Source organism: Streptomyces sp. DvalAA-43, from assembly GCF_900091725.1.
Taxonomy (GTDB): Bacteria; Actinomycetota; Actinomycetes; order Streptomycetales; family Streptomycetaceae; genus Streptomyces; species Streptomyces pulveraceus.
On record NZ_FMBW01000040.1, the window covers coordinates 248,041 to 268,376 of the forward strand.

General features: G+C 72.3%; 19 protein-coding genes and 1 tRNA gene. 8 read left to right on the forward strand and 12 right to left on the reverse strand.

Annotation, left to right across the window (positions count from 1 at the left end):
- Nucleotides 1-116 precede the first annotated feature (116 nt).
- From mshC to GA0115234_RS13745, 4 genes are all read right to left on the reverse strand, one after another.
- A complete protein-coding gene (gene mshC, locus GA0115234_RS13730; RefSeq protein WP_093541318.1) occupies nucleotides 117-1,346 on the reverse strand; it encodes a cysteine--1-D-myo-inosityl 2-amino-2-deoxy-alpha-D-glucopyranoside ligase in 1,230 nt (409 codons plus the stop codon).
- A gap of 154 nt (nucleotides 1,347-1,500) precedes the next feature.
- Complete coding sequence (locus GA0115234_RS13735; protein WP_093541320.1) at nucleotides 1,501-2,364, reverse strand: SCO1664 family protein; 864 nt, start codon at nucleotides 2,362-2,364, stop codon at nucleotides 1,501-1,503.
- Nucleotides 2,328-2,918 (reverse strand): DUF3090 domain-containing protein, encoded by a 591-nt coding sequence (locus GA0115234_RS13740; RefSeq protein WP_093541322.1) that lies wholly within the window; start codon nucleotides 2,916-2,918, stop codon nucleotides 2,328-2,330. Before GA0115234_RS13740 ends, GA0115234_RS13735 begins: the two co-directional genes overlap by 37 nt.
- A gap of 106 nt (nucleotides 2,919-3,024) precedes the next feature.
- Nucleotides 3,025-3,741: a histidine phosphatase family protein gene (locus GA0115234_RS13745; RefSeq protein WP_093541324.1), complete on the reverse strand. Its 717-nt coding sequence runs from the start codon at nucleotides 3,739-3,741 to the stop codon at nucleotides 3,025-3,027.
- Nucleotides 3,742-3,800: 59 nt separating this feature from the next.
- Between GA0115234_RS13745 and corA the strand changes: the two genes are divergently transcribed.
- Nucleotides 3,801-4,796, forward strand: a complete 996-nt coding sequence (gene corA, locus GA0115234_RS13750; RefSeq protein ID WP_093541326.1) for a magnesium/cobalt transporter CorA — start codon at nucleotides 3,801-3,803, stop codon at nucleotides 4,794-4,796.
- A gap of 25 nt (nucleotides 4,797-4,821) precedes the next feature.
- Here the strand turns inward: corA and GA0115234_RS13755 are convergent, their stop codons facing one another.
- Both GA0115234_RS13755 and GA0115234_RS13760 read right to left on the reverse strand, forming a co-directional pair.
- Nucleotides 4,822-5,610: a hypothetical protein gene (locus GA0115234_RS13755; protein ID WP_093541328.1), complete on the reverse strand. Its 789-nt coding sequence runs from the start codon at nucleotides 5,608-5,610 to the stop codon at nucleotides 4,822-4,824.
- Nucleotides 5,611-5,859: 249 nt separating this feature from the next.
- Nucleotides 5,860-6,909 (reverse strand): LLM class F420-dependent oxidoreductase, encoded by a 1,050-nt coding sequence (locus GA0115234_RS13760; protein WP_093541330.1) that lies wholly within the window; start codon nucleotides 6,907-6,909, stop codon nucleotides 5,860-5,862.
- 140 nt (nucleotides 6,910-7,049) lie between these two features.
- Between GA0115234_RS13760 and GA0115234_RS13765 the strand changes: the two genes are divergently transcribed.
- Nucleotides 7,050-8,033, forward strand: a complete 984-nt coding sequence (locus GA0115234_RS13765; protein ID WP_093541332.1) for an aldo/keto reductase — start codon at nucleotides 7,050-7,052, stop codon at nucleotides 8,031-8,033.
- Nucleotides 8,030-10,336: a helix-hairpin-helix domain-containing protein gene (locus tag GA0115234_RS13770; RefSeq protein ID WP_093541334.1), complete on the forward strand. Its 2,307-nt coding sequence runs from the start codon at nucleotides 8,030-8,032 to the stop codon at nucleotides 10,334-10,336. Before GA0115234_RS13765 ends, GA0115234_RS13770 begins: the two co-directional genes overlap by 4 nt.
- 97 nt (nucleotides 10,337-10,433) lie before the next feature.
- Here the strand turns inward: GA0115234_RS13770 and GA0115234_RS13775 are convergent, their stop codons facing one another.
- Nucleotides 10,434-11,084, reverse strand: coding sequence for a hypothetical protein (locus GA0115234_RS13775; protein ID WP_093541336.1), 651 nt, complete (start codon nucleotides 11,082-11,084; stop codon nucleotides 10,434-10,436).
- Nucleotides 11,085-11,131: 47 nt separating this feature from the next.
- On the opposite strand from GA0115234_RS13775, the gene GA0115234_RS13780 reads away from it, so the two are divergent.
- On the forward strand, nucleotides 11,132-11,320 hold the full coding sequence (locus GA0115234_RS13780) for a DUF5703 family protein (RefSeq protein WP_030918345.1): 189 nt from the start codon (nucleotides 11,132-11,134) through the stop codon (nucleotides 11,318-11,320).
- Nucleotides 11,321-11,387: 67 nt separating this feature from the next.
- Here GA0115234_RS13780 and GA0115234_RS44120 read toward each other — a convergent pair whose 3' ends face one another.
- The 3 genes from GA0115234_RS44120 to GA0115234_RS13795 all read right to left on the reverse strand — a co-directional run bounded on the left by GA0115234_RS44120 (nucleotide 11,388) and on the right by GA0115234_RS13795 (nucleotide 14,002).
- Nucleotides 11,388-12,140, reverse strand: coding sequence for a chaplin (locus GA0115234_RS44120; RefSeq protein ID WP_093541338.1), 753 nt, complete (start codon nucleotides 12,138-12,140; stop codon nucleotides 11,388-11,390).
- A gap of 138 nt (nucleotides 12,141-12,278) precedes the next feature.
- The gene (gene chpH, locus GA0115234_RS13790) at nucleotides 12,279-12,512 is read right to left on the reverse strand and encodes a chaplin ChpH (RefSeq protein WP_093541340.1); all 234 of its coding nucleotides are present in this window, start codon (nucleotides 12,510-12,512) and stop codon (nucleotides 12,279-12,281) included.
- A gap of 164 nt (nucleotides 12,513-12,676) precedes the next feature.
- A complete protein-coding gene (locus GA0115234_RS13795; protein WP_093541342.1) occupies nucleotides 12,677-14,002 on the reverse strand; it encodes a M20/M25/M40 family metallo-hydrolase in 1,326 nt (441 codons plus the stop codon).
- Between the two features lie 184 nt (nucleotides 14,003-14,186).
- Here GA0115234_RS13795 and GA0115234_RS13800 point away from each other — a divergent pair.
- From GA0115234_RS13800 to GA0115234_RS13810, 4 genes are all read left to right on the forward strand, one after another.
- A tRNA-Leu gene (locus tag GA0115234_RS13800) sits at nucleotides 14,187-14,271 on the forward strand.
- 154 nt (nucleotides 14,272-14,425) lie between these two features.
- Nucleotides 14,426-17,311 carry a glycoside hydrolase family 2 TIM barrel-domain containing protein gene (locus GA0115234_RS13805; protein WP_093541344.1) on the forward strand — a complete coding sequence of 962 codons (2,886 nt, stop codon included), beginning with the start codon at nucleotides 14,426-14,428 and terminating at the stop codon, nucleotides 17,309-17,311.
- Nucleotides 17,312-17,364: 53 nt separating this feature from the next.
- Nucleotides 17,365-17,532 (forward strand): hypothetical protein, encoded by a 168-nt coding sequence (locus tag GA0115234_RS42310; RefSeq protein ID WP_161275596.1) that lies wholly within the window; start codon nucleotides 17,365-17,367, stop codon nucleotides 17,530-17,532.
- Nucleotides 17,533-17,604: 72 nt separating this feature from the next.
- Entirely contained in the window at nucleotides 17,605-18,540 is a 936-nt protein-coding gene (locus GA0115234_RS13810; protein WP_093541346.1) for a pseudouridine synthase, read from the forward strand.
- Between the two features lie 13 nt (nucleotides 18,541-18,553).
- Here GA0115234_RS13810 and GA0115234_RS13815 read toward each other — a convergent pair whose 3' ends face one another.
- Nucleotides 18,554-19,183, reverse strand: a complete 630-nt coding sequence (locus tag GA0115234_RS13815; RefSeq protein ID WP_093541628.1) for an MBL fold metallo-hydrolase — start codon at nucleotides 19,181-19,183, stop codon at nucleotides 18,554-18,556.
- Nucleotides 19,180-20,265 carry an S-(hydroxymethyl)mycothiol dehydrogenase gene (locus GA0115234_RS13820; RefSeq protein WP_093541348.1) on the reverse strand — a complete coding sequence of 362 codons (1,086 nt, stop codon included), beginning with the start codon at nucleotides 20,263-20,265 and terminating at the stop codon, nucleotides 19,180-19,182. Before GA0115234_RS13820 ends, GA0115234_RS13815 begins: the two co-directional genes overlap by 4 nt.
- Nucleotides 20,266-20,336 lie beyond the last annotated feature (71 nt).

Genomic DNA, 20,336 nt, shown 5'->3' on the forward strand with positions numbered 1-20,336 from the left:
CACCGAGCACTTGACCATGGACAAAACGGAACCGGCCCTGAACTTCGTCGAGAAGTCCAAGGCCGGCTCCTGGGGAACACCCGGTGGGAATCAGCGGGTTGTCACCCCCTGCTGCGCTACAGGGCGACTCCCAGCAACGCGTCGACGGTGCGCGAGACGAGGCCGGGTGCGCCCTCGTCCGTACCGCCCTCCGCGTTCTGGCGCTCGGCCCAGCGGTCCACGGCGGCCAGTGCGGCCGGTGCGTCCAGATCGTCGGCGAGGGCCTCGCGGACCTCCTCGACCAGGGCCTCGGCGGGCAGCCCGTCGGGCCGGGAGACGGCGGACCGCCACCGTGCGAGCCGCTCCACCGCGTCGGCGAGCACCTGGTCCGTCCACTCCCAGTCGGCCCGGTAGTGGTGCGAGAGCAGGGCCAGCCGGATCGCCGCCGGGTCCACGCCGTCGCGGCGCAGCGTCGAGACGAAGACCAGGTTGCCCCGGGACTTCGACATCTTCTCGCCGTCCAGGCCGACCATTCCGGCGTGCACATAGGCCTGGGCGAAGGGGTGCTCGCCGGTCAGCACCTGGGCGTGCGAGGCGCCCATCTCATGGTGCGGGAAGGCGAGATCGGACCCGCCTCCCTGGACGTCGAAGCCCATGCCCAGGTGGTCCAGGGCGATGGCGACGCACTCGATGTGCCAGCCGGGGCGGCCGGGGCCCAGCGAGCCCCCGTCCCAGCTCGGCTCGCCCTCGCGGGCGGCCATCCAGAGCATCGGGTCGAGGGGGTTCTTCTTGCCGGGGCGTTCCGGGTCGCCGCCGCGCTCGGCGGAGAGCAGCCGCATCGCCTCGGCGTCGAGGTGGGAGACCCCGCCGAAGTGCGGGTCGGTCTCGACGGAGAAGTAGACGTCGCCGTCGAGCTCGTAGGCGGCGCCCGCGTCGCGGAGCCGTTCCACGAGCGGGACGATGCCGGGTATCGCCTCCACGGCACCGATGTAGTGCTTCGGCGGAAGCATGCGCAGGGCAGTCATGTCCTCGCGGAACAGGGCCGTCTCGCGCTCGGCGAGCTCGGTCCAGTCCTGACCGTCGCGAACGGCCCGCTCCAGGAGCGGGTCGTCCACGTCGGTCACGTTCTGGACATAGTGAACCTGCCGCTTGGTGTCGAGCCACACGCGCTGAACGAGGTCGAACGCGTTGTAGGTCGCCGCATGACCCATGTGGGTCGCGTCGTACGGCGTGATGCCGCAGACATAGATGCGGGCGACGGGACCGGGGTCAAGGGTGATCCGTCCGCCGGTCGCGGTGTCGTGGATCCGAAGGTCGCGGCCCTTGCCAGGCAGGGCGGGGACCTCAGAAGCGGGCCAGGCATGCATGCCACGAGCGTAACCGGATGCATGTTCCGGATACGAACCGGATGCCGGATCTTGGCCGAAGAGGCGGTCTTGCGCCGCGTGGCCCCGTCTGCTGGGGTGCGGTCCCGGAGCCCCGGCCCGCATCCCCTCGGGCACCGCGTATCCCCTGCTCCGCTCAGACCGGCGGCCAGGGGATCGAGGGCCATTCCCCGCTCGGCTCCGGGTGCCGGCCCGTCGTCCGCAGCCCCGCGACCCGGCCCCGCAACGCCTCGATCTCGACCTCCGTGATCAGCTCGCCCAGCCGGGTGACGAGCGGGGTTCCCGGCGCGAGTTCCGCCTCCAGCCGTTCGACGACCTCGGCGGCCTCGGCCGTCAGCGGCTCCCCCGCCCACCCCCACAGCAGCGTGCGCAGCTTGTCGTCCGCGTTGAAGGTCACACCGTGGTCGATGCCGTAGAGCCGGCCGCCGGGTGCGGGCAGCAGATGGCCGCCCTTGCGGTCCCCGTTGTTGATCACGGCGTCAAGGACGGCCAGCCGCCGCAGCCGCGCGTCGTCCGCGTGGACCAGCAGGGCGGTTCGCCCCTCGCCGACCTCGGCTCGGGCGACGGCCTTCCAGCCCTCCCCGGGCTCCTCGTCCTCGACGAGCGCGAGGAGCGGGGGCTCGCCCTCCCCGCCCGTCTCATCGGCCTCGTCGTCCTCGGGGGCCGCGTCTATCCACAGCTGGCACATGCCCTCGCCGTACGGGCCGTCGCGCAGCACGGTGGGCGGCACGAGGCCCCATCCGGTCGCCTCGGAGATCTCGTACGCGGCCACCTCGCGCCGGGCGAGGTTGCCGTCCGGGAAGTCCCACAGGGGCTGTTCGCCGGCCACCGGCTTGTAGACGCAGGCCGCCTCCTCGCCGTCGCGGGCGACGGTGCAGTACAGCACCGCGTTGGACGCCCCGCGGATCTGTCCGAGGACGGTGAGCTCCCCCTCGGTCAGCAGGGCGACCAGGTCGGTGCCGGTCAGGCTCCGCGACGGTATCCGTTCTGGCGCGGGCATACGTGTCCTTCCGGATCGAGCGGCAGGCTGCACAGCGGGCACGGCGGGCGTCCGGCGTTCACGACGTCCAGGGCGCGCTTGGCGAAGGCCCGCGCCTGTGCGCCGCTGAGGCGGACCCGGAGCATCGGCGGACCGTTCTCCTCGTCCTGGAGCAGCCGCTCCTCGGCCTCGGCGAGATCCTCGTCGGAGTCCACGTCCAGCTCGACCAGCGCCTGCGCCTCGACGATCATGCGCTGGTCCTCGCCGTCCCAGGCGAGCGCCATCGTGCCGACGCGGAACTCCTCCTCGACGGGGACGTCCAGGGGGGCGGAGTCGGTGACGTCCATCGGCGCCACGGCGGGCACCGGGGAGTTTCCGCCGGTCCGCCGCACCACCTCGTCGAGCAGTTCGTCGATCCGCTCGGCGAGTGCGGCGACCTGGGTCTTCTCCAGGGCCACGCTGGTGACACGTCCGCCTGAGGATGCCTGCAGGAAGAACGTACGGCGTCCAGGCAACCCGACCGTACCGGCCACGAAACGGTCCGGGGGGTCGTAGAGGAACACCTGACGGGACACGTCCTGTCTCCCTTGAGATCGACGGTGGATGAGGGGGCGGCCCGGACCGCGGGAGTTCTCCCGGGGCAGGGCGCCTACGGAGCGTCCACCCTACTGCGCGAAGCGATCACGGCGCCCCAGCGCCGCCCCCGACAGCCGCGTCCGCGTCCGCCGCCGGGCGCGCGCCCGGTTCCGCCGCGCCGGGGTGCTCGCGCGGTGCCAGCGCCGCGAGGTCCCCGGTGTCGCCGAGCCGCAGCAGGAAGGGCCGCAGCCGGGTGTAGCGGATCGCGGTGACCGAGCAGGGATCGGCGTGGATCCGCTGGAAGAGGTCGAGATGCATGCCGAGCGCGTCGGCGACGAGGGCCTTGATGATGTCGCCGTGCGAGCACATCACGTACACGGCGTCCTCGCCGTGCCCGGCCTCGACGCGGGCGTTCCAGTCCCGTACCGCGTCGACCGCGCGGGCCTGCATGCCGCGCATCGACTCACCGCCGGGAAACGCCGCGGCCGACGGATGCTGCTGCACGACGCCCATCAGCGGTTCGTCGGCGAGCTCGGCGAGCTTGCGCCCCGACCAGTCGCCGTAGTCGCACTCGCTGATCCGCTCCTCGGTGTGCAGTCCGAGACCGGGCCGGGCGGCGAGCAGCGGCCGCAGGGTCTCCCGGCAGCGCTGCAGCGGGCTGCTGACGGCGGCGGCCAGAGGCAGTCCGGCGAGCCGTCCGGGCAGGGCCGCGGCCTGTGCGGCACCGCGCTCGTCGAGCGCGACACCGGGGGTGCGGCCCGCGAGCACCCCGGCCGTGTTGGCGGTGGAGCGTCCATGGCGTACGAGGATCAGGGTGGGCATACGGGCCAGCGTAGGCCGCCGTCGGCGGTGAGGTGCGCCGGGGAGCGCGGCAGGGAAGAATGCGCGCCGTGATTGTGGACTGTGCCATCTACCGCGACGGGCGCCGCACCGAGGGCCCCGCCGACTTCTCCGATGCCCTCGATGAGGCACGGGCCACCGGGGACGCGTTCCTCTGGATCGGGCTGCACGAGCCGACGGAGAAGGAGTTCGCACTCGTCAGCAGCGAGTTCGGGCTGCATCCGCTGGCGGTGGAGGACGCGCTGAGCGCGCACCAGCGCCCCAAGCTGGAGGTGTACGACGACTCGCTCTTCGCCGTCATCAAACCGGTGGTGTACGAGCAGACGAGCGACACGGTCACCACCGACGAGCTGATGGCCTTCATAGGCGATTCGTTCGTCGTGACCGTCCGGCACGGGGAGGGCGCTCCGCTCGCCGCGGTACGCCGCCGGCTGGAGGCCGAGCCGGAGGTACTGAAGCACGGGCCGACCGCTGTGCTGTACGCGATCAGCGACGCGGTCGTCGACCACTACATCGAGGTCGCGGGCGAGCTCCAGGTCGACCTGGAGGAGCTGGAGGCCGAGGTGTTCGCGCCGACCGGTGTCGGCGACACCAAGAGCACCGCGGCCCGCATCTACACCTTCAAGCGGCAGATCCTGGAGTTCCGTCGGGCCACCGGGCCGCTGAGCGCCCCCATGGCCCGGCTGGCGGGTGCGGACGTGCCGTTCGTCCATGAACACTCGCAGCCGTTCTTCCGTGACGTCGGTGACCATCTGACGCGCGCCAACGAGTACGTGGAGGGGCTGGACCGGCTGCTCTCCGACATCCTCTCGGCCCATCTGGCCCAGGTGGGGGTGCGGCAGAACGACGACATGCGCAAGATCTCGGCCTGGGCGGCGATGGCCGCCGTGCCGACGATGGTGGCGGGCATCTACGGGATGAACTTCGACCACATGCCGGAGCTCCGCTGGGTGTGGGCCTATCCGGCGGTGATCGCGCTGATGGCGGTGGTGGTCTTCGCGCTGTACCGGCAGTTCAAGCGCCGCGGCTGGCTCTGAGGGGCGGGCCGTCGCCCGGCCCGGCTCAGGCGATCCCGGGCTCCGGCGCCGCGGGGCCGCCCAGCGCGTCGCGCCGTGCGGGCGGCACCAGGCTCACCATGCGCCGCCACCCGACGAGCCGTTCGTACGCGTGGACACCGCGGATCCCGGCGGCCAGCACCGCCGATCGGGCCCGGGACCAGCCCAGGATGCGGCCCATGTGGTCCATCACGGCGAGGCTGACGTCGCGGTACACCCGGATCTCGGCGAGCGCGCACTCGCGCAGGATGTGCTGGATGGTGCGGCCGTGCCCGGCACGGGCGAAGCGGAGCAGCTCCTCGTGGCAGTACGCCAGGTGGTTGTCCTCGTCGTTCGAGATCATGGTGACGGCGCGGCCGAGGTCGGGGTGGTCGGCGAAGTACCTGCACAGCAGGGCCATCTGCTCGGAGGCGCGCTGCTCGGTGACCCGGCTGTGGGCGAGGTAGGTGATGATGTCGCGCTCGGAGAGCCGTTCCTCGCCCCGCAACTGCTCATGGGCGAGGCCGATGCCGTACTTCTCCAGCAGCATCGTGTAGTCGGTCTCGTACGGAACCGCCGCGGGCTGGAGGCCACGCTTGCGCAGCAGTGCGTTGAAGATCCTGCCGTGCTTGTCCTCGTCGGCGCCGTGCCGTGCGATCTTGGGCGCCAGGGCGCGCTGGCTCTCGGGCACCAGGGCCGCGATACGGCCGTTCTCCCAGCCGCCCTGGGCCTCTCCGCCGGCCGCGATGGAACAGAACAGCCGGAAGGACTCGTCGTCGTCGAGAATCTCCTGGAACAGGTTCCTTGCCGAGAGCATCACTGCCACCTCCGTGCCGCGTCCGACGAGCGACAGTCAAGTGCGGCACACCCACCCGGGCAACAGGAACGAGCCCCGGCTACGCCGCATGGGGCACCCGCGTTCCCGTCCGTCCGGGGCACATCCACCGGCCCGTGCGCGCCGCGGCCGTACGCGCGTCGGCCCGCGTGGCGGCCGTGGCGGGGGCTCGGGGCCTCCCCGCCACGGTCGCTGTCCCGGGCTCTCGGGAGCCCTGGACAGCGCTCCCTTCTAGGCGAGCCCGGAACGCTCCAGCGCGTCCGTGCCGGCCCGCAGGGCCGTGAGCCGCTCTTCGAGCGTGAACCCGGCCGGTGCGAGGGTCAGGGTCGTGACGCCCGCGGCGGCGTAGGCCTGCATCCGCTCGGCGATCCGCTCGACCGGGCCGAGCAGCGCGGTCTGGTCGATCAGCTGGTGCGGCACCGCCGCGGCGGCGCCGTTCTTGTCCCCGGACAAGTACTTGTCCTGGATCTCGGCCGCTTCCTTCTCATAGCCCATGCGCTGCGCGAGCTGGTTGTAGAAGTTCTGCTTGCGGCTGCCCATGCCGCCCACGTACAGGGCGGTGTACGGACGGAACATGTCCGCGAGACCGTTGACGTCGTCGCCGACGGCGAGCGGCAGGGTCGGACAGACGTCGAATCCCTCCATGGTCAGCCCGGCCTTCTCACGGCCCGCCCGCAGGTACTTCATCGCGGTGTCCTCCAGGTGTTCGGCGGAGGGGAAGATCAGCAGAGCGCCGTCGGCGATCTCGCCGGTCTGCTCCAGGTTCTTCGGGCCGATCGCGGCGATGTACAGCGGGATGTGCTCGCGCTGCGGGTGGACGGTCAGCTTGATGGGCTTGCCCGGACCGTCCGGCAGCGGCAGCGTCCAGTGCTGTCCCTCGTACGAGAGCCGCTCGCGGGACATCGCCCTGCGGACGATCTCGACGTACTCCCGGGTGCGGGACAGCGGCTTGTCGAACTTGACGCCGTACCAGCCTTCGGAGACCTGAGGTCCCGACACGCCGAGGCCGAGGCGGAACCGGCCGCCGGAGAGCGAGTCGAGGGTGGCGGCGGTCATCGCCGTCATGGCGGGCTGCCGGGCCGGGATCTGCATGATCGCGGAGCCGACGTCGATGGACTCGGTCCGGGCGGCGACCCAGGAGAGCACCGTCGGCGCGTCGGAGCCGTAGGCCTCGGCCACCCAGCAGACGTCGTAGCCGAGCTTGTCGGCCTCCTGCGCGACGGCGAGATTGTCGCCGTCCATTCCCGCGCCCCAGTAACCGAGATTGATGCCGAGCCGCATAGCCGCTCCCCTTACCGATCAGTAACGTCCCTGGCTCCCGGACTCTAGCGCGCGGCGACGGGATCCGGCAGGGGCGACTTGACGCCGGGTTGTCCACAGGCTTCCGCCGGGTGGGGTTCTGGCCAGTAATCTCAGCCCCCATGGAGCAGAGGCATCTCGGCCGCACCGGCCTTCGAGTGTCCCGGATCGGGCTCGGCACCCTCACCTGGGGCCGGGACACCGATGAGCACGACGCTGCCGAACAGCTGAAAGCCTTCTGGGAGGCGGGCGGCACGCTGGTCGACACCGCCGATGTGTACGGCGGCGGGGAAGCCGAATACCTGCTGGGGCAGCTCATCGACGGCCTGGTGCCGCGGCAGGATCTGGTCATCGCGACGAAGGCCGGCAGCGTGGCCGACCCGTATCGCCGGTTCGACGGTTCGCGCGGACATCTGCTGGCCGCGCTGGACGCCTCCCTGGAACGGCTCGGCACGGATCACGTGGATCTGTGGCAGATCCACGCCTTCGACCCGGTGACTCCGCTGGACGAGACCCTTCAGGCGCTGGATCTGGCGGTGTCCAGCGGGCGCGCCCGGTACGCGGGGGTGTCGAACTTCTGCGGCTGGCAGCTGGCCAAGGCGGCGACCTGGCAGCTCGCCTCGCCCGGGGTGCGCACCCGGCTGGCGAGCACCCAGATGGAGTATTCGCTGTTGCAGCGGGGCGTGGAACGCGAGGTGCTGCCCGCCGCCCTCGATCTCGGCATCGGGCTGCTGCCCTCCTCGCCGCTGGGCCGTGGAGTCCTCACCGGGAAGTACCGCTCGGGCACTCCGGCGGACTCGCGCGGCGCCTCGGACCTGCTGGCTCCGTTCGTGGAGCCGTATCTCGACGAGCCCGCGAGCCGCGTGGTGGACGCGGTGGCGACGGCGGCGGACGGTCTGGCCACGACGCCGCTCCAGGTGGCGCTCGCCTGGGTGCGGGACCGGCCCGGGGTGGTGGCCCCGATCGTCGGCGCGCGCAACGCGCACCAGCTCGCGGAGGCGTTGTCAGTGGAGGCGCTTAGTCTTCCTGACGAGATCTGCCAGGCGCTCGACGACGTGTCGGCGCCCGTGCACCGCTATCCCGACCAGGACTGGAGCACGCTGTGACTGCGCTTCCCCGGGGGGAAACCCCCGGTTCCCCGGCCGCCGACGACGACGGCGTCGTCGCGACCCCCTCCGCTGCCGTGCCCGCCCCGTCCACCGGGGACGAGCCGCACGCCGTGGACGAGGGCTCACCGACGGCCGATGACACCGGGGACGGGGCGGAGACGGACGGCCAGGACACCGCGACGGACGACGGCACGGACGCCTCCGGCGCCGCCGAGGACGAGGACGAGTCCAGAGACGCGGAGGAGGACACCTCCGAGACCGGAGCGGACACCACTCCCGCACCGCTCTCCGAGGCCGAGGCCGAGCTCGCCGCCCAGCGCGAGCTCCGGGAGCGGATCGAGAAGCGCAAGGCCGAGAAGGAGGGCCCCATCGCCGCCGGGGCGAAGCTGAGCGGCAAGGCGGCCGACCTGCTGGCGGCCGTGCGTGCGGTGGAGAGCGGCGAACAGTCCGCCACCTCGTTCTTCGACTCGCCCGCACCCGCCGCCCCCCGCCGTACCGCGCCCACGCCCGCTCCGGCCCGCCCGCGCGCCCCCGAACCGGCGCGAGCGCCGCAGGGCGCACCTCCGGAGGCCGTCGCCGCGACCGCCGCCGTGCTGGCCGAGGGCGGGGCTCCGGCGGCGCTGGCCGGACCGGCGGCCGAGACCCTCGGGGCGCAGGCCGCCGAGGCCCTGCGCGCGGACCCCTGGCAGCTGCTGGCCGTGCCGGGGGTCGGACCGGAGCAGGCGGACGGATTCGCGCGGGCCCTGCTCGGCGCCGAGTGCGGCCCGGACGACGAGCGGCGGACCGACGCCCTGGTGGGCTGGCTGCTGGAGCGGGCCGCGCTCCGCGGCCACACTGCGCTGGACGCTTCGGAGGTGCGGGCGGCGCTCGCCGAACGTTCGGTGACCGACCCCGAGGCGGCCGTGCAGCACGCCGTCGCCGAGGGAGTCGTCCTGGTCTTCCAGGACGGCCCGGACGGCCAGGAGGACCTGGAAGACCAGGAGTCCGGAGCACCGGCGGAATCCACGGAGGGCACCGAGCCCGCAGGGCAGGAACCGGTACAGGTGCTGCTCGGCCTCGACCGCTACGCACTCGCCGAGGAGAGCCTCGCCGACGGCCTGGCCCGGCTGGTCAACGCCTGTGAGAAGGACGCCGACTGGACGGAGGCGGCCTCGGCCGCGAGCTCGCCCTCGGCCGCCGAGCTGATCCGCGCGGTCGCGGCCCACGGCCTCGTGGCGCACACCGGGGGCGAGGCCGCCAGGGCCGAGCCCGCCGCCCTGATCACCGCGGCCCGCAGCCTCGGGCTGCGCGCCCTGGGCGCCGTGCACAGCGTCGACGGCAGGCGCCGGCTGGCCGGGGCGACCGGTGATCCGGAGACGGCCGTCACCCTCGCCGGCCTGCTCTCGGGCGCGCAGGGCCCGGGGCGGGACGAGGAGGGCGCGATCGCCGTCGACCTGCTCGTCGTGATGGATGCCCCGCAGCTGGACGTCGAGACCGCCGCGATGCTGGTCGAGTCGCTGGCCGACGGCACCCGCCTGGTGCTCAGCGGCGATCCCGGCGTGCTGGGTTCGGCGGGTGCGGGAAGGGTGTTCGCGGATGTGCTCGCGGCCCGTGCGTGCCCCCAGGTCGTCTCCCGTACACCGGATCCGGGACCGATCGGCGAGCTGGTCTCCGGCATCGGCATCGGTGAGCTGAACCAGGTCGAGGCGCCCGGCAAGGAGGTGGTGATCGTCCCGGTACGCGACGCGGGCGAGGCGGTGCACCGCACCGTGCAACTGGTGGCCGACTCGGTGCCGCGCGCCATCGGCGTACCGTCGTCCGACACCCAGGTGATCACGGTCGGCCACGGCGGTTCGGCGGGCACCCGGGCGCTGAACGCGGCGCTGAAGCAGCGGCTCAACCCCGGCCCCGGCCGGTTCGGTGGCTTCGACCCGGGCGACCGCGTCGTCCACGTCCCGGCGCCCGGCAGGGTCGTGCCCGCGGTGGTCGTCTCGGCCGACGCCGAGGGCCTGCGGCTCGACTGCGCGGGCACGGAGATCGTCGTGGCCCAGGAGCGGGTGGAGTCCTCCGTGCGCCACGGCTGGGCCCTCAGCGCCCACCAGGCGGCCGGGATGCGATGGCCCGCGGTGGTCGTCGTGCTGCCGGGCGACGCGGCGCAGGGGCTGAGCCGCTCCTGGGTGTACACCGCCTTCGGCCGCGGGGAGCGCCATCTCTCCGTGGTGCACGGGGTGGACCAGGCGCTCCCGCGCGCGGTCGCCCAGCCCCCGGCCCAGGACCGCACGACGCGGCTGCGCACCCTGCTGGAGACCCCGGCCCGCTGACCGGAGCCTGTCGACGACACCACCCCGGCCGGACGGGCTCGGTCGCGAGCCCGTCCGGCCGGGGTGGATCAGCTGCCGCCGGGCGGCGTGGGCCGGATCAGACGGGGTCCAGGCGGGCCGGTTCCTCGTCCGGTTCGTCCTCGTCGAAGACGGCGCTGACGTCGAAGCGGCAGACCACCAGTTGCGGATCCGCGTCGTCGAACGGTGCGCCGAGCCACTCCCCCGCCTCGGGGAGCTCCTCGGCGGCCGTGACCCAGAGTGTGGAGTCGCCCTCCTCCAGGCCGAACTCCGCGTGCCGGGAGGCGATCTCGTCCGGTTCGTACTCCCCGAAGAGCACCCCGAGCGCCGCGTGGACGCTGGAGCCGACCACCGCGGCGCTTCCACCGCGGTCGTCCTGGTCGAGATCGGCGATCCGCTGGGCCTGTGCGAGCAGCCTCGGCGGCTCCACCACCGCGTAGTCGCGCCGGATCAGCACACTGAGTGCGTTCGGCTCCTCGGGGCCGGTGTACGGCGGCAGCGAATCCGACGCACCCGGGATCTCGAAGGGAGTGACCTCGTCGTATCGGTCGTAGAGCAGTTCGTCGTAGAACTCGGCGGCAGCGGCCAGTGCGTTGAACGCGTCATAGACGGCCGCGTCGTCGTCCCCGGTCCGGCGTTCGACGGCCGCGAGGTGGTGGTCGAGCGCGGTTTTGACCGCCTCGGCGGCGGCGCGTACCTCGGCAGCGGTGGGCTGCGCAGCATCAGACATAGTGCAGACGCTATCCGTACACGGGCTCTGCCCGCACAATAGATGCGATGCCGGAATACGAATTTGTCGATGTGTACGTGCCGCGCGGGGTGTCCCGGAAGGAGACGGCCCGCCTGCTGACCGACCATGCCGAGTACGGTCACTGGGAGTTGGACCGGTTGACACTGCGTCGCGACGGCAGCCGCAGGGTGCGCCTGCGCCGACGGATCATCCGCCAGCTCCGGGCCACCTGGTGAGATGGGGCGGGCCCCGCAGCCGCGGGACCCGCCCCCTTCGTCGTGCTGGTGTCGCCGTCCCGGTCCGCTATGCGGACATCCGGGCTCGACGGTAGAGCGCCGTGCCCGCTCCCGCCAGGAGAAGGCCCGCGCTCGCCGGGATCAGCAGGTCGAGCCCGCCCGCTCCGGTGTGTGCGAGCTGCGGGACGTTCTGCGCCTCGGGCACATTGGGCACGGTCGGCTTCTCCGGCGCCGGGGGCTTGTGCTCGGTGACCGGGGTCACCGGAGTGACCGGCGGCGGCGTGACGACGTCCGCGCTGTTCCGGCAGTCGTTGCCGAAGGTGGGGTTGAGCAGACCGACGACGGAGACGCTGTTCCCGCAGACGTTCACGGGGATGTCGATGGGCGCCTGGATGGTGTTGCCGGAGAGCAGCCCCGGCGAACCCGTCGCGACGCCCTGGGCCGTCGCCCCGCCGCCCTGGGCCGTCGCCCCGCCACCGATCGGGGCCCGGTGCTTGCCCTTGCCGGGCCGGCTCGCCTGGGTGAGGTCGCCGGAGACGTGACTGCCGGAGGCGTGCTTGCCCTGGGAGTCGTCCTGCGAACCGTTTCCGCAAGTGTTTCCGAACGCCGGGTTGAGCAGCGCCACGACGTCCACGGAATTGCCGCACACGTTGACCGGTACATGGACCGGGATCTGTACCGAATTCCCTGACAGCACCCCCGGGGAATTCGCCGCCTCGCCGGACGCTCCCGCGTCCGCGTGCGCGTAGCCGCCGCTCAGCGCGAGTACGCCGCCCGCGGCCGCCATGGTGATCAGGCCTTTGCGCGTGACCTGTCGCATAGGTGTTTCCTGCCTTTTGACCTTCCGGAAAACCCCCGGACTTGACCGTGCGGGGGCAAAGTGCCCAGCAGCCCCGGAGCGCATGGCATGCGCTCCGGGGCCGACCGGGCTCAAACCCTTACGGGTTGACGCACAACGTCAGGCGTTGATGCAGGTGTTGCCGAAGGCGGGGTTCAGCAGCCCGATCACGGAGATCGTGTTGCCGCACACGTTCACCGGAACGTGCACGGGGACCTGGATGACGTTGCCCGAGATCACACCGGGGCTGCCGACAGCGGCGCCCTGGGCACCGGAGTCCGCGACGGCCATGCCCGCACCCGCGAGCACCAGGCCACCAGTGACAGCCGCAGCAGCGACGACCTTCTTGATCATGATTCCTCCTAGTTGGCAATGCGGTCCCAGCCGCGGACCGCATCACTTGTAACGAGGAAGAGGTAATCGGGCTACGAGCGTATGGACCCTTTCACTCGTTCCGGTCAAATACGCACACGCTGGCGATTGTTGGTGCGGAAAGTCGGCGGAAATCCGGCAAGGAGTCAGCAGTTGTCGATGAAACGGTCGAGCACCCGCACGCCGAACTTCAGACCGTCCACCGGCACCCGCTCGTCCACACCGTGGAACATCCCCGCGAAGTCGAGCTCCGGCGGCAGCTTCAGCGGGGCGAATCCGAAGCAGCGGATGCCGAGGTCGTCGAAGGACTTGGCGTCGGTGCCCCCGGAGAGCATGTAGGGCACGGCGCGGGCGATCGGGTCCTCCGCCTTCAGGGCGACCTGCATCGCGTCGACGAGCGAGCCGTCGAAGCTGGTCTCCAGCGCCTTGTCGCCGTGCACGTCCTCGCGCTTCACGCGCGGGCCGAGGATCCGGTCCAGATCGGCCAGGAACTCGTCCTCGAAGCCGGGCAGGAAACGGCCGTCGACATGGGCGATGGCCTGGCCGGGAATGACGTTCACCTTGTAGCCGGCGCCGAGCATGGTGGGAGCGGCGGAGTTGCGGAGCGTGGCACCGACCATCTTGGCGATGCCGCCCAGCTTGGCGAGCGTGGCCTCCATGTCCTCCGGGTCGAGCGGGGTGCCGAGCGCGTCGGACAGCTCGTCCAGGAAGGACCGTACGGTCTTGGTCACCCGGACCGGCCACTTGTGCCGCCCGAGCCGTCCGACCGCCTCGCAGAGCTCGGTGATCGCGTTGTCGTCGTTGGTCATCGAGCCGTGGCCGGCGGTGCCGTCCACGGTGAGCCGCATCCAGTGCATGCCCTTCTGGGCCGTCTCGACGAGGTAGAGCCGCAGCTTCTCGTTCACCGTGAAGGAGAAGCCGCCGACCTCGCCGATCGCCTCGGTGACCCCCTCGAAGAGGCCGGGGTGCTTGTCCACGAGGTACCGCGCGCCGTACGTGCCGCCCGCCTCCTCGTCCGCGAGGAAGGCCAGCACGATGTCGCGCGGGGGCTTGCGGCCGCTGCGCATCCGGTCGCGGACGACCGCGAGGGTCATCGCGTCCATGTCCTTCATGTCGACCGCGCCGCGGCCCCAGACGCAGCCGTCCGCGACCTCGCCCGAGAACGGGTGGTGCGTCCAGTCGTGGGCGTTGGCCGGAACCACGTCGGTGTGGCCGTGGATGAGCAGCGCGGGCCGGGACGGGTCCTCGCCCTCGATCCGCGCCACGGTCGAGGCACGGCCCTTGTGGGACTCGAAGATCTGCGGCTCCAGCCCGACCTCGGCGAGCTTCTCCGCGACGTACTCGGCCGCGCCCCGCTCCCCCGGTCCCGAATGGTCCCCGTAGTTGCTGGTGTCGATCCGGATCAGCTCACGACAGAGGTCCACGACCTCGTCCTCGCCGGAGCCGGCCGGAGCCGTGTTGGTCTCGCTCACGCTGCTTCCTTCCACTGTCGCTGTGGTGCTCCCCCTCATCCTCCCGCGCCGGGCCCGCACACCCAAGGGCACCCACCCCTCGTCATGCGCCCTTCACGCAGTCCGGGGCGTGATCGAGCACCCCCGGATGTTTGCTATTGTTTTCCACGTCGGAACGGGCCGGAGCCCGCGAGACAGACACCTTGTCCGGGTGGCGGAATGGCAGACGCGCTAGCTTGAGGTGCTAGTGCCCTTTATCGGGCGTGGGGGTTCAAGTCCCCCCTCGGACACAGAGCAAATGCCGATCAGGAGAGATCCTGGTCGGCATTTCGCGTTGCCCCCGCGTGGGGTCCGCACGGTCCGGCACTCTTGTTGAATCGGTTCACCCCTCGCTAGCGTCCAGGGCGCCAGCAGCACGGAGGGTTTTGCCGAGCGAGGAGCTCCATGAACCGCACACAGCCGCCCGCCCCGCCCTGGTACGAGGACATGGGTCCCGGATCGGGTGGGCTGGAGCCACGGGCCTGGTACGGGGAATCGGACGCCGGGCGGATGTCGCTGAACGGGGAGTGGCGCTTCCGGCTCTCGCCGGGCGCCGCCTCCCGGGACGAGTCGTTCGCGCGCCCCGGGTTCGACGCCTCGGAGTGGGCGACGGTCCGGGTTCCCGGGCACTGGGTGCTCCAGGGGGCTGGCGGGGCGCCCGCGTACACCAACGTGGTGTACCCCTTTCCCGTCGATCCGCCGAGGATGCCGACCGCGAATCCGACCGGGGACCATCTGCGGACCTTCGATCTGCCCGCCGGGTGGATGGGGGACGGTGATGTGGTGCTCCGGTTCGACGGGGTGGAGTCCTGTGCCCGGGTCTGGCTCAACGGCCGGGAGCTGGGCGACTTCAAGGGGTCACGGCTGCCGCACGAGTTCTCCGTCGGCGCGCTGCTGCGGGCCGAGGGCAATGTGCTGGCCGTGCGGGTGCACCAGTGGTCGTCGGGGAGCTATCTGGAGGACCAGGACCAGTGGTGGCTGCCCGGGATCTTCCGGGACGTGACCCTGCTGGAGCGGCCGCGGGGTGCGCCCCGGGACTTCTTCGTGCATGCCGGGTACGACCACCGCGACGGGTCCGGGACCCTGCGGGTGGAGTGCGCGGGGGCCGAGGGGCGGGTCCTGGTGCCCGAGCTGGGTGTCGATGTCGCCACGGGCGAGGCGGTGACCGTCGCGGTCGAGCCCTGGACGGCCGAGACGCCCCGGCTGTACGACGGGGAGCTGGTGACGTCCGGTGAACGGATCGGGCTGCGGGTGGGGTTCCGCACCGTCGTGGTCGAGGACGGGCTGATCAAGGTCAACGGGCGGCGGGTGCTCTTCCGCGGGGTGAACCGGCACGAGTTCCATCCGGAGACCGGGCGGACCGTGGACGCGGCGACCATGCGGCGCGATCTGGTGCTGATGAAGCAGCACAACATCAACGCCGTGCGGACCAGCCACTATCCGCCGCATCCCGCTTTCCTCGACCTCTGCGACGAGCTGGGGCTCTGGGTGATCGACGAGTGCGATCTGGAGACGCACGGCTTCTCCGGCCTGGAGTGGCGCGGCAACCCGGTGGACGACGAGCGGTGGACGCCGGCGCTGCTGGACCGGGCGGCGCGGATGGTGGAGCGCGACAAGAACCACGCGTCGGTGATCATCTGGTCGCTCGGCAACGAGTGCGGGACGGGGCGCGGGCTGAGCGCGATGGCCGCGTGGATCCGGCGCCGGGATCCGGGGCGGCTGCTGCACTACGAGGGCGACCTCTCCTGCCGGGACGTCGACCTGTACTCGCGGATGTATCCGACGCACGCCGAGGTCGAGCTGATCGGCCGCCGGGCGGAGGAACCGTGGGGCGACGCGGAGTCGGACACGCGGCGGCGGGCGATGCCGTTCGTGCTGTGCGAGTACGCGCACGCGATGGGGAACGGTCCGGGCGGGCTCTCCGCGTACCAGCGGCTGTTCGAGCGGTACGAGCGCTGCCAGGGCGGCTTCGTCTGGGAGTGGATCGATCACGGTCTCGCCCACCCCGAGCACGGCTTCGCGTACGGCGGGGACTTCGGCGAGGAGCTGCACGACGCCAACTTCGTCTGCGACGGGCTCCTCTTCCCCGACCGGACGCCCTCTCCCGGGCTGATCGAGTACAAGAAGGTCGTCGAACCGGTGCGGATCGAGCCCGTGTCCGGCGCGGGCTCGGTCCGGATCACCAACGGGTACGACTTCGCGGGGTCGGCGCACCTGGAGTTCGTGTGGGCGCACGAGGTGGACGGAGTGCCCGTCGCGTCCGGCGCGCTCACCGTGCCGGAGCTGGCTCCCGGTGCGTCGGCCGAGGTGCCGCTGCCGATGGACGGGGCCGGGGTGTGGACCGTACGGGCGGTGCTGGCCCGGGACACCGCCTGGGGCGCGCGCGGGCATGTGGTGGCGTGGGGGCAGGCGGAGACGGGCACGGCCGTCGTCCCCGCCACCGCGGTGGGTGCGCGGCCGGAGCGGAGTGAAGGGCTGATCACCCTGGGGCCGGGGGTCTTCGACGCGGTGACCGGGGCGCCGGTGCGGCTGGGTGCGGTGCCGGTGGAGGGGTTGCGGCTGGATGTGTGGCGGGCGCCCACCGACAACGACAACGGTGCGGCGTGGCTGCCGGACGAACGGTACGGGGCGCTGTGGCGGGAGTCGGGGCTGCACCGGATGCGGCACCGGGTCGACGCGGTCGAGGTCGGCGAGGACACCGTGGTCGTACGGACCAGGGTGGCGCCGGCCGGGGTCGGCCTGGGGCTGCGCACCGCGTACCGGTGGACGGCCGACGGGGAGCGGCTGGCGCTGACGGTGTCCGTGGCGCCGGAGGGCGAGTGGACGGTGCCGCTGCCCCGGCTGGGCATCCGCTTCGGGCTGCCCGCCGCGTACGGCGGGGCGCGGTGGTTCGGCGGCGGGCCCGGTGAGGCGTACCCGGACACCCGGGCCGCCTCGGTGCTCGGCCGGTGGCGGATGTCCGTGGACGCGATGCAGACGCCGTACGTGCGGCCCCAGGAGAATGGCGCACGGGCCGATGTCCGGTGGGCGGAGCTGACGGACGGCGGCGGTGCGGGGCTGCGGGCCGAGGGGGGTGAGCCGTTCTGGTTCACCGCCCGGCGGTGGACGAGCGAGCAGTTGGACGCGGCGGAGCACCGGCCGGGGCTGCGGGCCGGCGGGACCGTCTGGGTCAATCTGGATCACGCGGTGCAGGGCATCGGCTCCCGGTCCTGCGGGCCGGGCGTGCTGCCGGAGTACCGGCTCGACGCGCGAGCGGCGGAGTTCTCCTTCGTGTTCACGCCGTTGGGCTGAGCGGCGGGGGCGGGGTCCCCGCGCTCTACCGGGCGTCCTGCCGGACCGGTCCGGTGATCTTCGTGGTGGAGCAGCCCGCACCGATGGGCGGCCGCGGCTTCGGCCTCTTCCGGGAACTGCTGCCCGGTCATGTCGCCGCCGAGGCCGGGCGCATCGGCCGCGGTCCGGGGACGCTGACGCTGCCGGGCGCGTGCGGACCGCTCCCCGGTGACCGGCGATAATGTGCGGACATCCCGGGCCACGGAGCGAGGAGCCGGCACCATGAGCACCGCCGTACTGGTCGGCGTCCCCCGGTGAGGGGGCGTGCGAAGCCGCCGTCGGCGCCGCTGCCGCAGCGGGACGGGATCGATCCGGTCCGGGTGCGGCTCCCCGAGGATCCGGACGGGGCGTGGCCGACGGTGCGCGACCATCTGCTGGCGCGGTTCGCGGGCGCGATCGGGGCGGGGCGGGTGGACGCCATGGTCGCCGAGGGCCGGTTCGTCTCCGTACGGGGACCGGTCTGCGCCGACGAGCCGTACGCCGCGGGCCGGTACATCTGGTTCCACCGGGATTTCGCGCCGGAGGAGCCGGTGCCGTTCCCGGTCGGGGTCGTCCACCGCGACGAGCATCTCGTCGTCGCCGACAAGCCGCACTTCCTGGCGACGACGCCGCGCGGCCGGCATGTCACCGAGACCGCGGTGGCCCGGCTCCGCCGCGAGCTGGGCCTGTCGGCGTTGCAGCCGGCGCACCGGCTGGACCGGCTGACCGCGGGCCTCGTCCTGTTCGTCGTACGGCCCGGGGAGCGGGGCGCGTACCAGACGATGTTCCGGGACCGCCTGGTGCGCAAGGAGTACGAGGCGGTGGCGCCGTACGATCCGGCGCTGGTCCTGCCCCGGACCGTGCGCAGCCGGATCGTGAAGGAGCGCGGGGTGATCGCCGCCCGTGAGGAGCCGGGCGAGCCGAACAGCGAGAGCCGGATCGAGCTGCTGGCGCACCGGGCGGGGCACGGCCGCTACCGGCTGCTGCCCGCCACCGGGCGGACCCATCAGCTGCGGGTCCATATGAACGGGCTGGGGCTGCCGCTCGTCCACGACCCGGTCTATCCGGTGGTCGAGGCGGAGGGGGCGCCGGACGACTTCTCCCGCCCGCTCCAGCTCCTGGCCCGGGTGCTGGAGTTCACCGATCCGGTCACGGGCGAGCCGCGCCGCTTCGAGAGCGGGCTGCGGCTCTCCGCGTGGCCGGACCGGTGAGCGCCCGCGGTGGTCAGTGGCCGCGGGCGATCCACTCGTCCAGGTGGGGGGCCTCCGCGCCGATGGTGGTGGAGTCGCCGTGTCCGGTGCGGACGGTGGTCTCCGGCGGGAGCGCGAGGAGTCGGTCCCTGATCGAGGCGACGATGGTCGGGAAGTGGGAGAAGGACCGTCCGGTGGCGCCGGGGCCGCCCTGGAAGAGCGTGTCCCCGGTGAAGACGGTGGACAGCCCGGGGGCGTACAGGCAGACGGCGCCCGGGGCGTGGCCGGGGGTGTGCAGGACCGTGAGGGTCGTTCCGGCGACCGTCAGCTCCTGACCGTCGGTCAGTTCGCCGTCCGGGGTGCGGTCCGGGTGGGTCTGCTTCCACAGCGGCAGGTCGTCCCGGTGCAGCAGGATCGGCGCGCCGGTGGCGTCGGCCAGGGCCGGGGCCGCGTCGATGTGGTCGTTGTGCGCGTGCGTGCAGACGATGGCGCGCAGCGTACGGCCGTTCAGCGCGGCCTCGATGGCGTCGGCGTCGTGGGCGGCGTCGATGACGATCGCCTCGGTGCCGTCGCCGATGATCCAGACGTTGTTGTCGACGTCCCACTCCCCGCCGTCGAGGGCGAAGGTGCCGGAGGTGACGAGGTGGTCGACGCGGGCCATCAGAGGACCACCACCGAGCGCAGCACGTCGCCGTCGTGCATCCGGGCGAAGGCCTGCTCGACGTCGCCGAGTCCGATGGTCTCGGTGACGAACGCGGCGAGGTCGATCCGGCCCTGCTGGTGCAGGTCGATCAGCATCGGGAAGTCGCGCGAGGGCAGGCAGTCGCCGTACCAGGAGGACTTGAGCGAGCCGCCGCGCCCGAAGACGTCGATGAGCGGCAGCTCCAGCCGCATCTCGGGGGTGGGGACGCCGACCAGGACGACGGTGCCGGCGAGGTCGCGGGCGTAGAAGGCCTGCTGGTATGTCTCCGGGCGGCCGACCGCGTCGATGACGACGTCGGCGCCGTTGCCGTCGGTCAGGGAGCGGATCGCCTCGACCGGGTCGGTGGAGCGGGAGTTGACGGTGTGCGTGGCGCCCATCGTCTTCGCCGTCTCCAGCTTGCGGTCGTCGATGTCCACGGCGATGATCTTCGCCGCGCCGGCCAGCCGGGCCCCGGCGATCGCCGCGTCGCCGACACCGCCGCAGCCGATCACGGCGACCGAGTCGCCGCGGCCGACCTGCCCGGTGTTGATGGCGGCTCCGATGCCCGCCATCACTCCGCAGCCGAGCAGCCCGGCGACGGCCGGGGAGACCTCGGGGTCGACCTTGGTGCACTGACCGGCGGCGACCAGGGTCTTCTCGGCGAACGCGCCGATGCCGAGGGCCGGCGACAGCTCCGTGCCGTCGAGCAGGGTCATCTTCTGCTTGGCGTTGTGGGTGTCGAAGCAGTACCAGGGGCGGCCACGCAGACACGCGCGGCACTGCCCGCACACGGCACGCCAGTTGAGGATGACGAAGTCACCGGGCGCGACGTCCGTGACGCCCTCGCCGACGGACTCCACCACGCCCGAGGCCTCGTGGCCGAGCAGGAAGGGGAACTCGTCGTTGATCCCGCCCTGCTTGTAGTGGAGGTCGGTGTGGCAGACGCCGCACGCCTGGATCTTCACCACGGCCTCGCCGGGGCCCGGGTCGGGGATCACGATCGTCTCGATCCGTACCGGCTCGTTCTTCCCCGGTGCGATGACCCCTTGCACCTGCTGCGACATACCGTGGTCTCCCTGTTTCCGTCTTTTCGCGAAGATCGAACGCGAACAACCGTACGCCCCGTGAGGGTGTC

What these genes read in the sequence shown, in the direction of transcription:
- GA0115234_RS13805 (WP_093541344.1), top strand. Translation starts at nt 14,426, where the DNA reads ATGAACCGCACACAGCCGCCCGCCCCGCCCTGGTACGAGGACATGGGT.
- GA0115234_RS13745 (WP_093541324.1), bottom strand. Translation starts at nt 3,741, where the DNA reads ATGCCCACCCTGATCCTCGTACGCCATGGACGCTCCACCGCCAACACG.
- corA (WP_093541326.1), top strand. Translation starts at nt 3,801, where the DNA reads ATGCGCGCCGTGATTGTGGACTGTGCCATCTACCGCGACGGGCGCCGC.
- mshC (WP_093541318.1), bottom strand. Translation starts at nt 1,346, where the DNA reads ATGCATGCCTGGCCCGCTTCTGAGGTCCCCGCCCTGCCTGGCAAGGGC.
- GA0115234_RS13780 (WP_030918345.1), top strand. Translation starts at nt 11,132, where the DNA reads ATGCCGGAATACGAATTTGTCGATGTGTACGTGCCGCGCGGGGTGTCC.
- GA0115234_RS13765 (WP_093541332.1), top strand. Translation starts at nt 7,050, where the DNA reads ATGGAGCAGAGGCATCTCGGCCGCACCGGCCTTCGAGTGTCCCGGATC.
- GA0115234_RS13820 (WP_093541348.1), bottom strand. Translation starts at nt 20,265, where the DNA reads ATGTCGCAGCAGGTGCAAGGGGTCATCGCACCGGGGAAGAACGAGCCG.
- GA0115234_RS13775 (WP_093541336.1), bottom strand. Translation starts at nt 11,084, where the DNA reads ATGTCTGATGCTGCGCAGCCCACCGCTGCCGAGGTACGCGCCGCCGCC.
- GA0115234_RS13755 (WP_093541328.1), bottom strand. Translation starts at nt 5,610, where the DNA reads ATGCTCTCGGCAAGGAACCTGTTCCAGGAGATTCTCGACGACGACGAG.
- chpH (WP_093541340.1), bottom strand. Translation starts at nt 12,512, where the DNA reads ATGATCAAGAAGGTCGTCGCTGCTGCGGCTGTCACTGGTGGCCTGGTG.
- GA0115234_RS44120 (WP_093541338.1), bottom strand. Translation starts at nt 12,140, where the DNA reads ATGCGACAGGTCACGCGCAAAGGCCTGATCACCATGGCGGCCGCGGGC.
- GA0115234_RS13760 (WP_093541330.1), bottom strand. Translation starts at nt 6,909, where the DNA reads ATGCGGCTCGGCATCAATCTCGGTTACTGGGGCGCGGGAATGGACGGC.
- GA0115234_RS13735 (WP_093541320.1), bottom strand. Translation starts at nt 2,364, where the DNA reads ATGCCCGCGCCAGAACGGATACCGTCGCGGAGCCTGACCGGCACCGAC.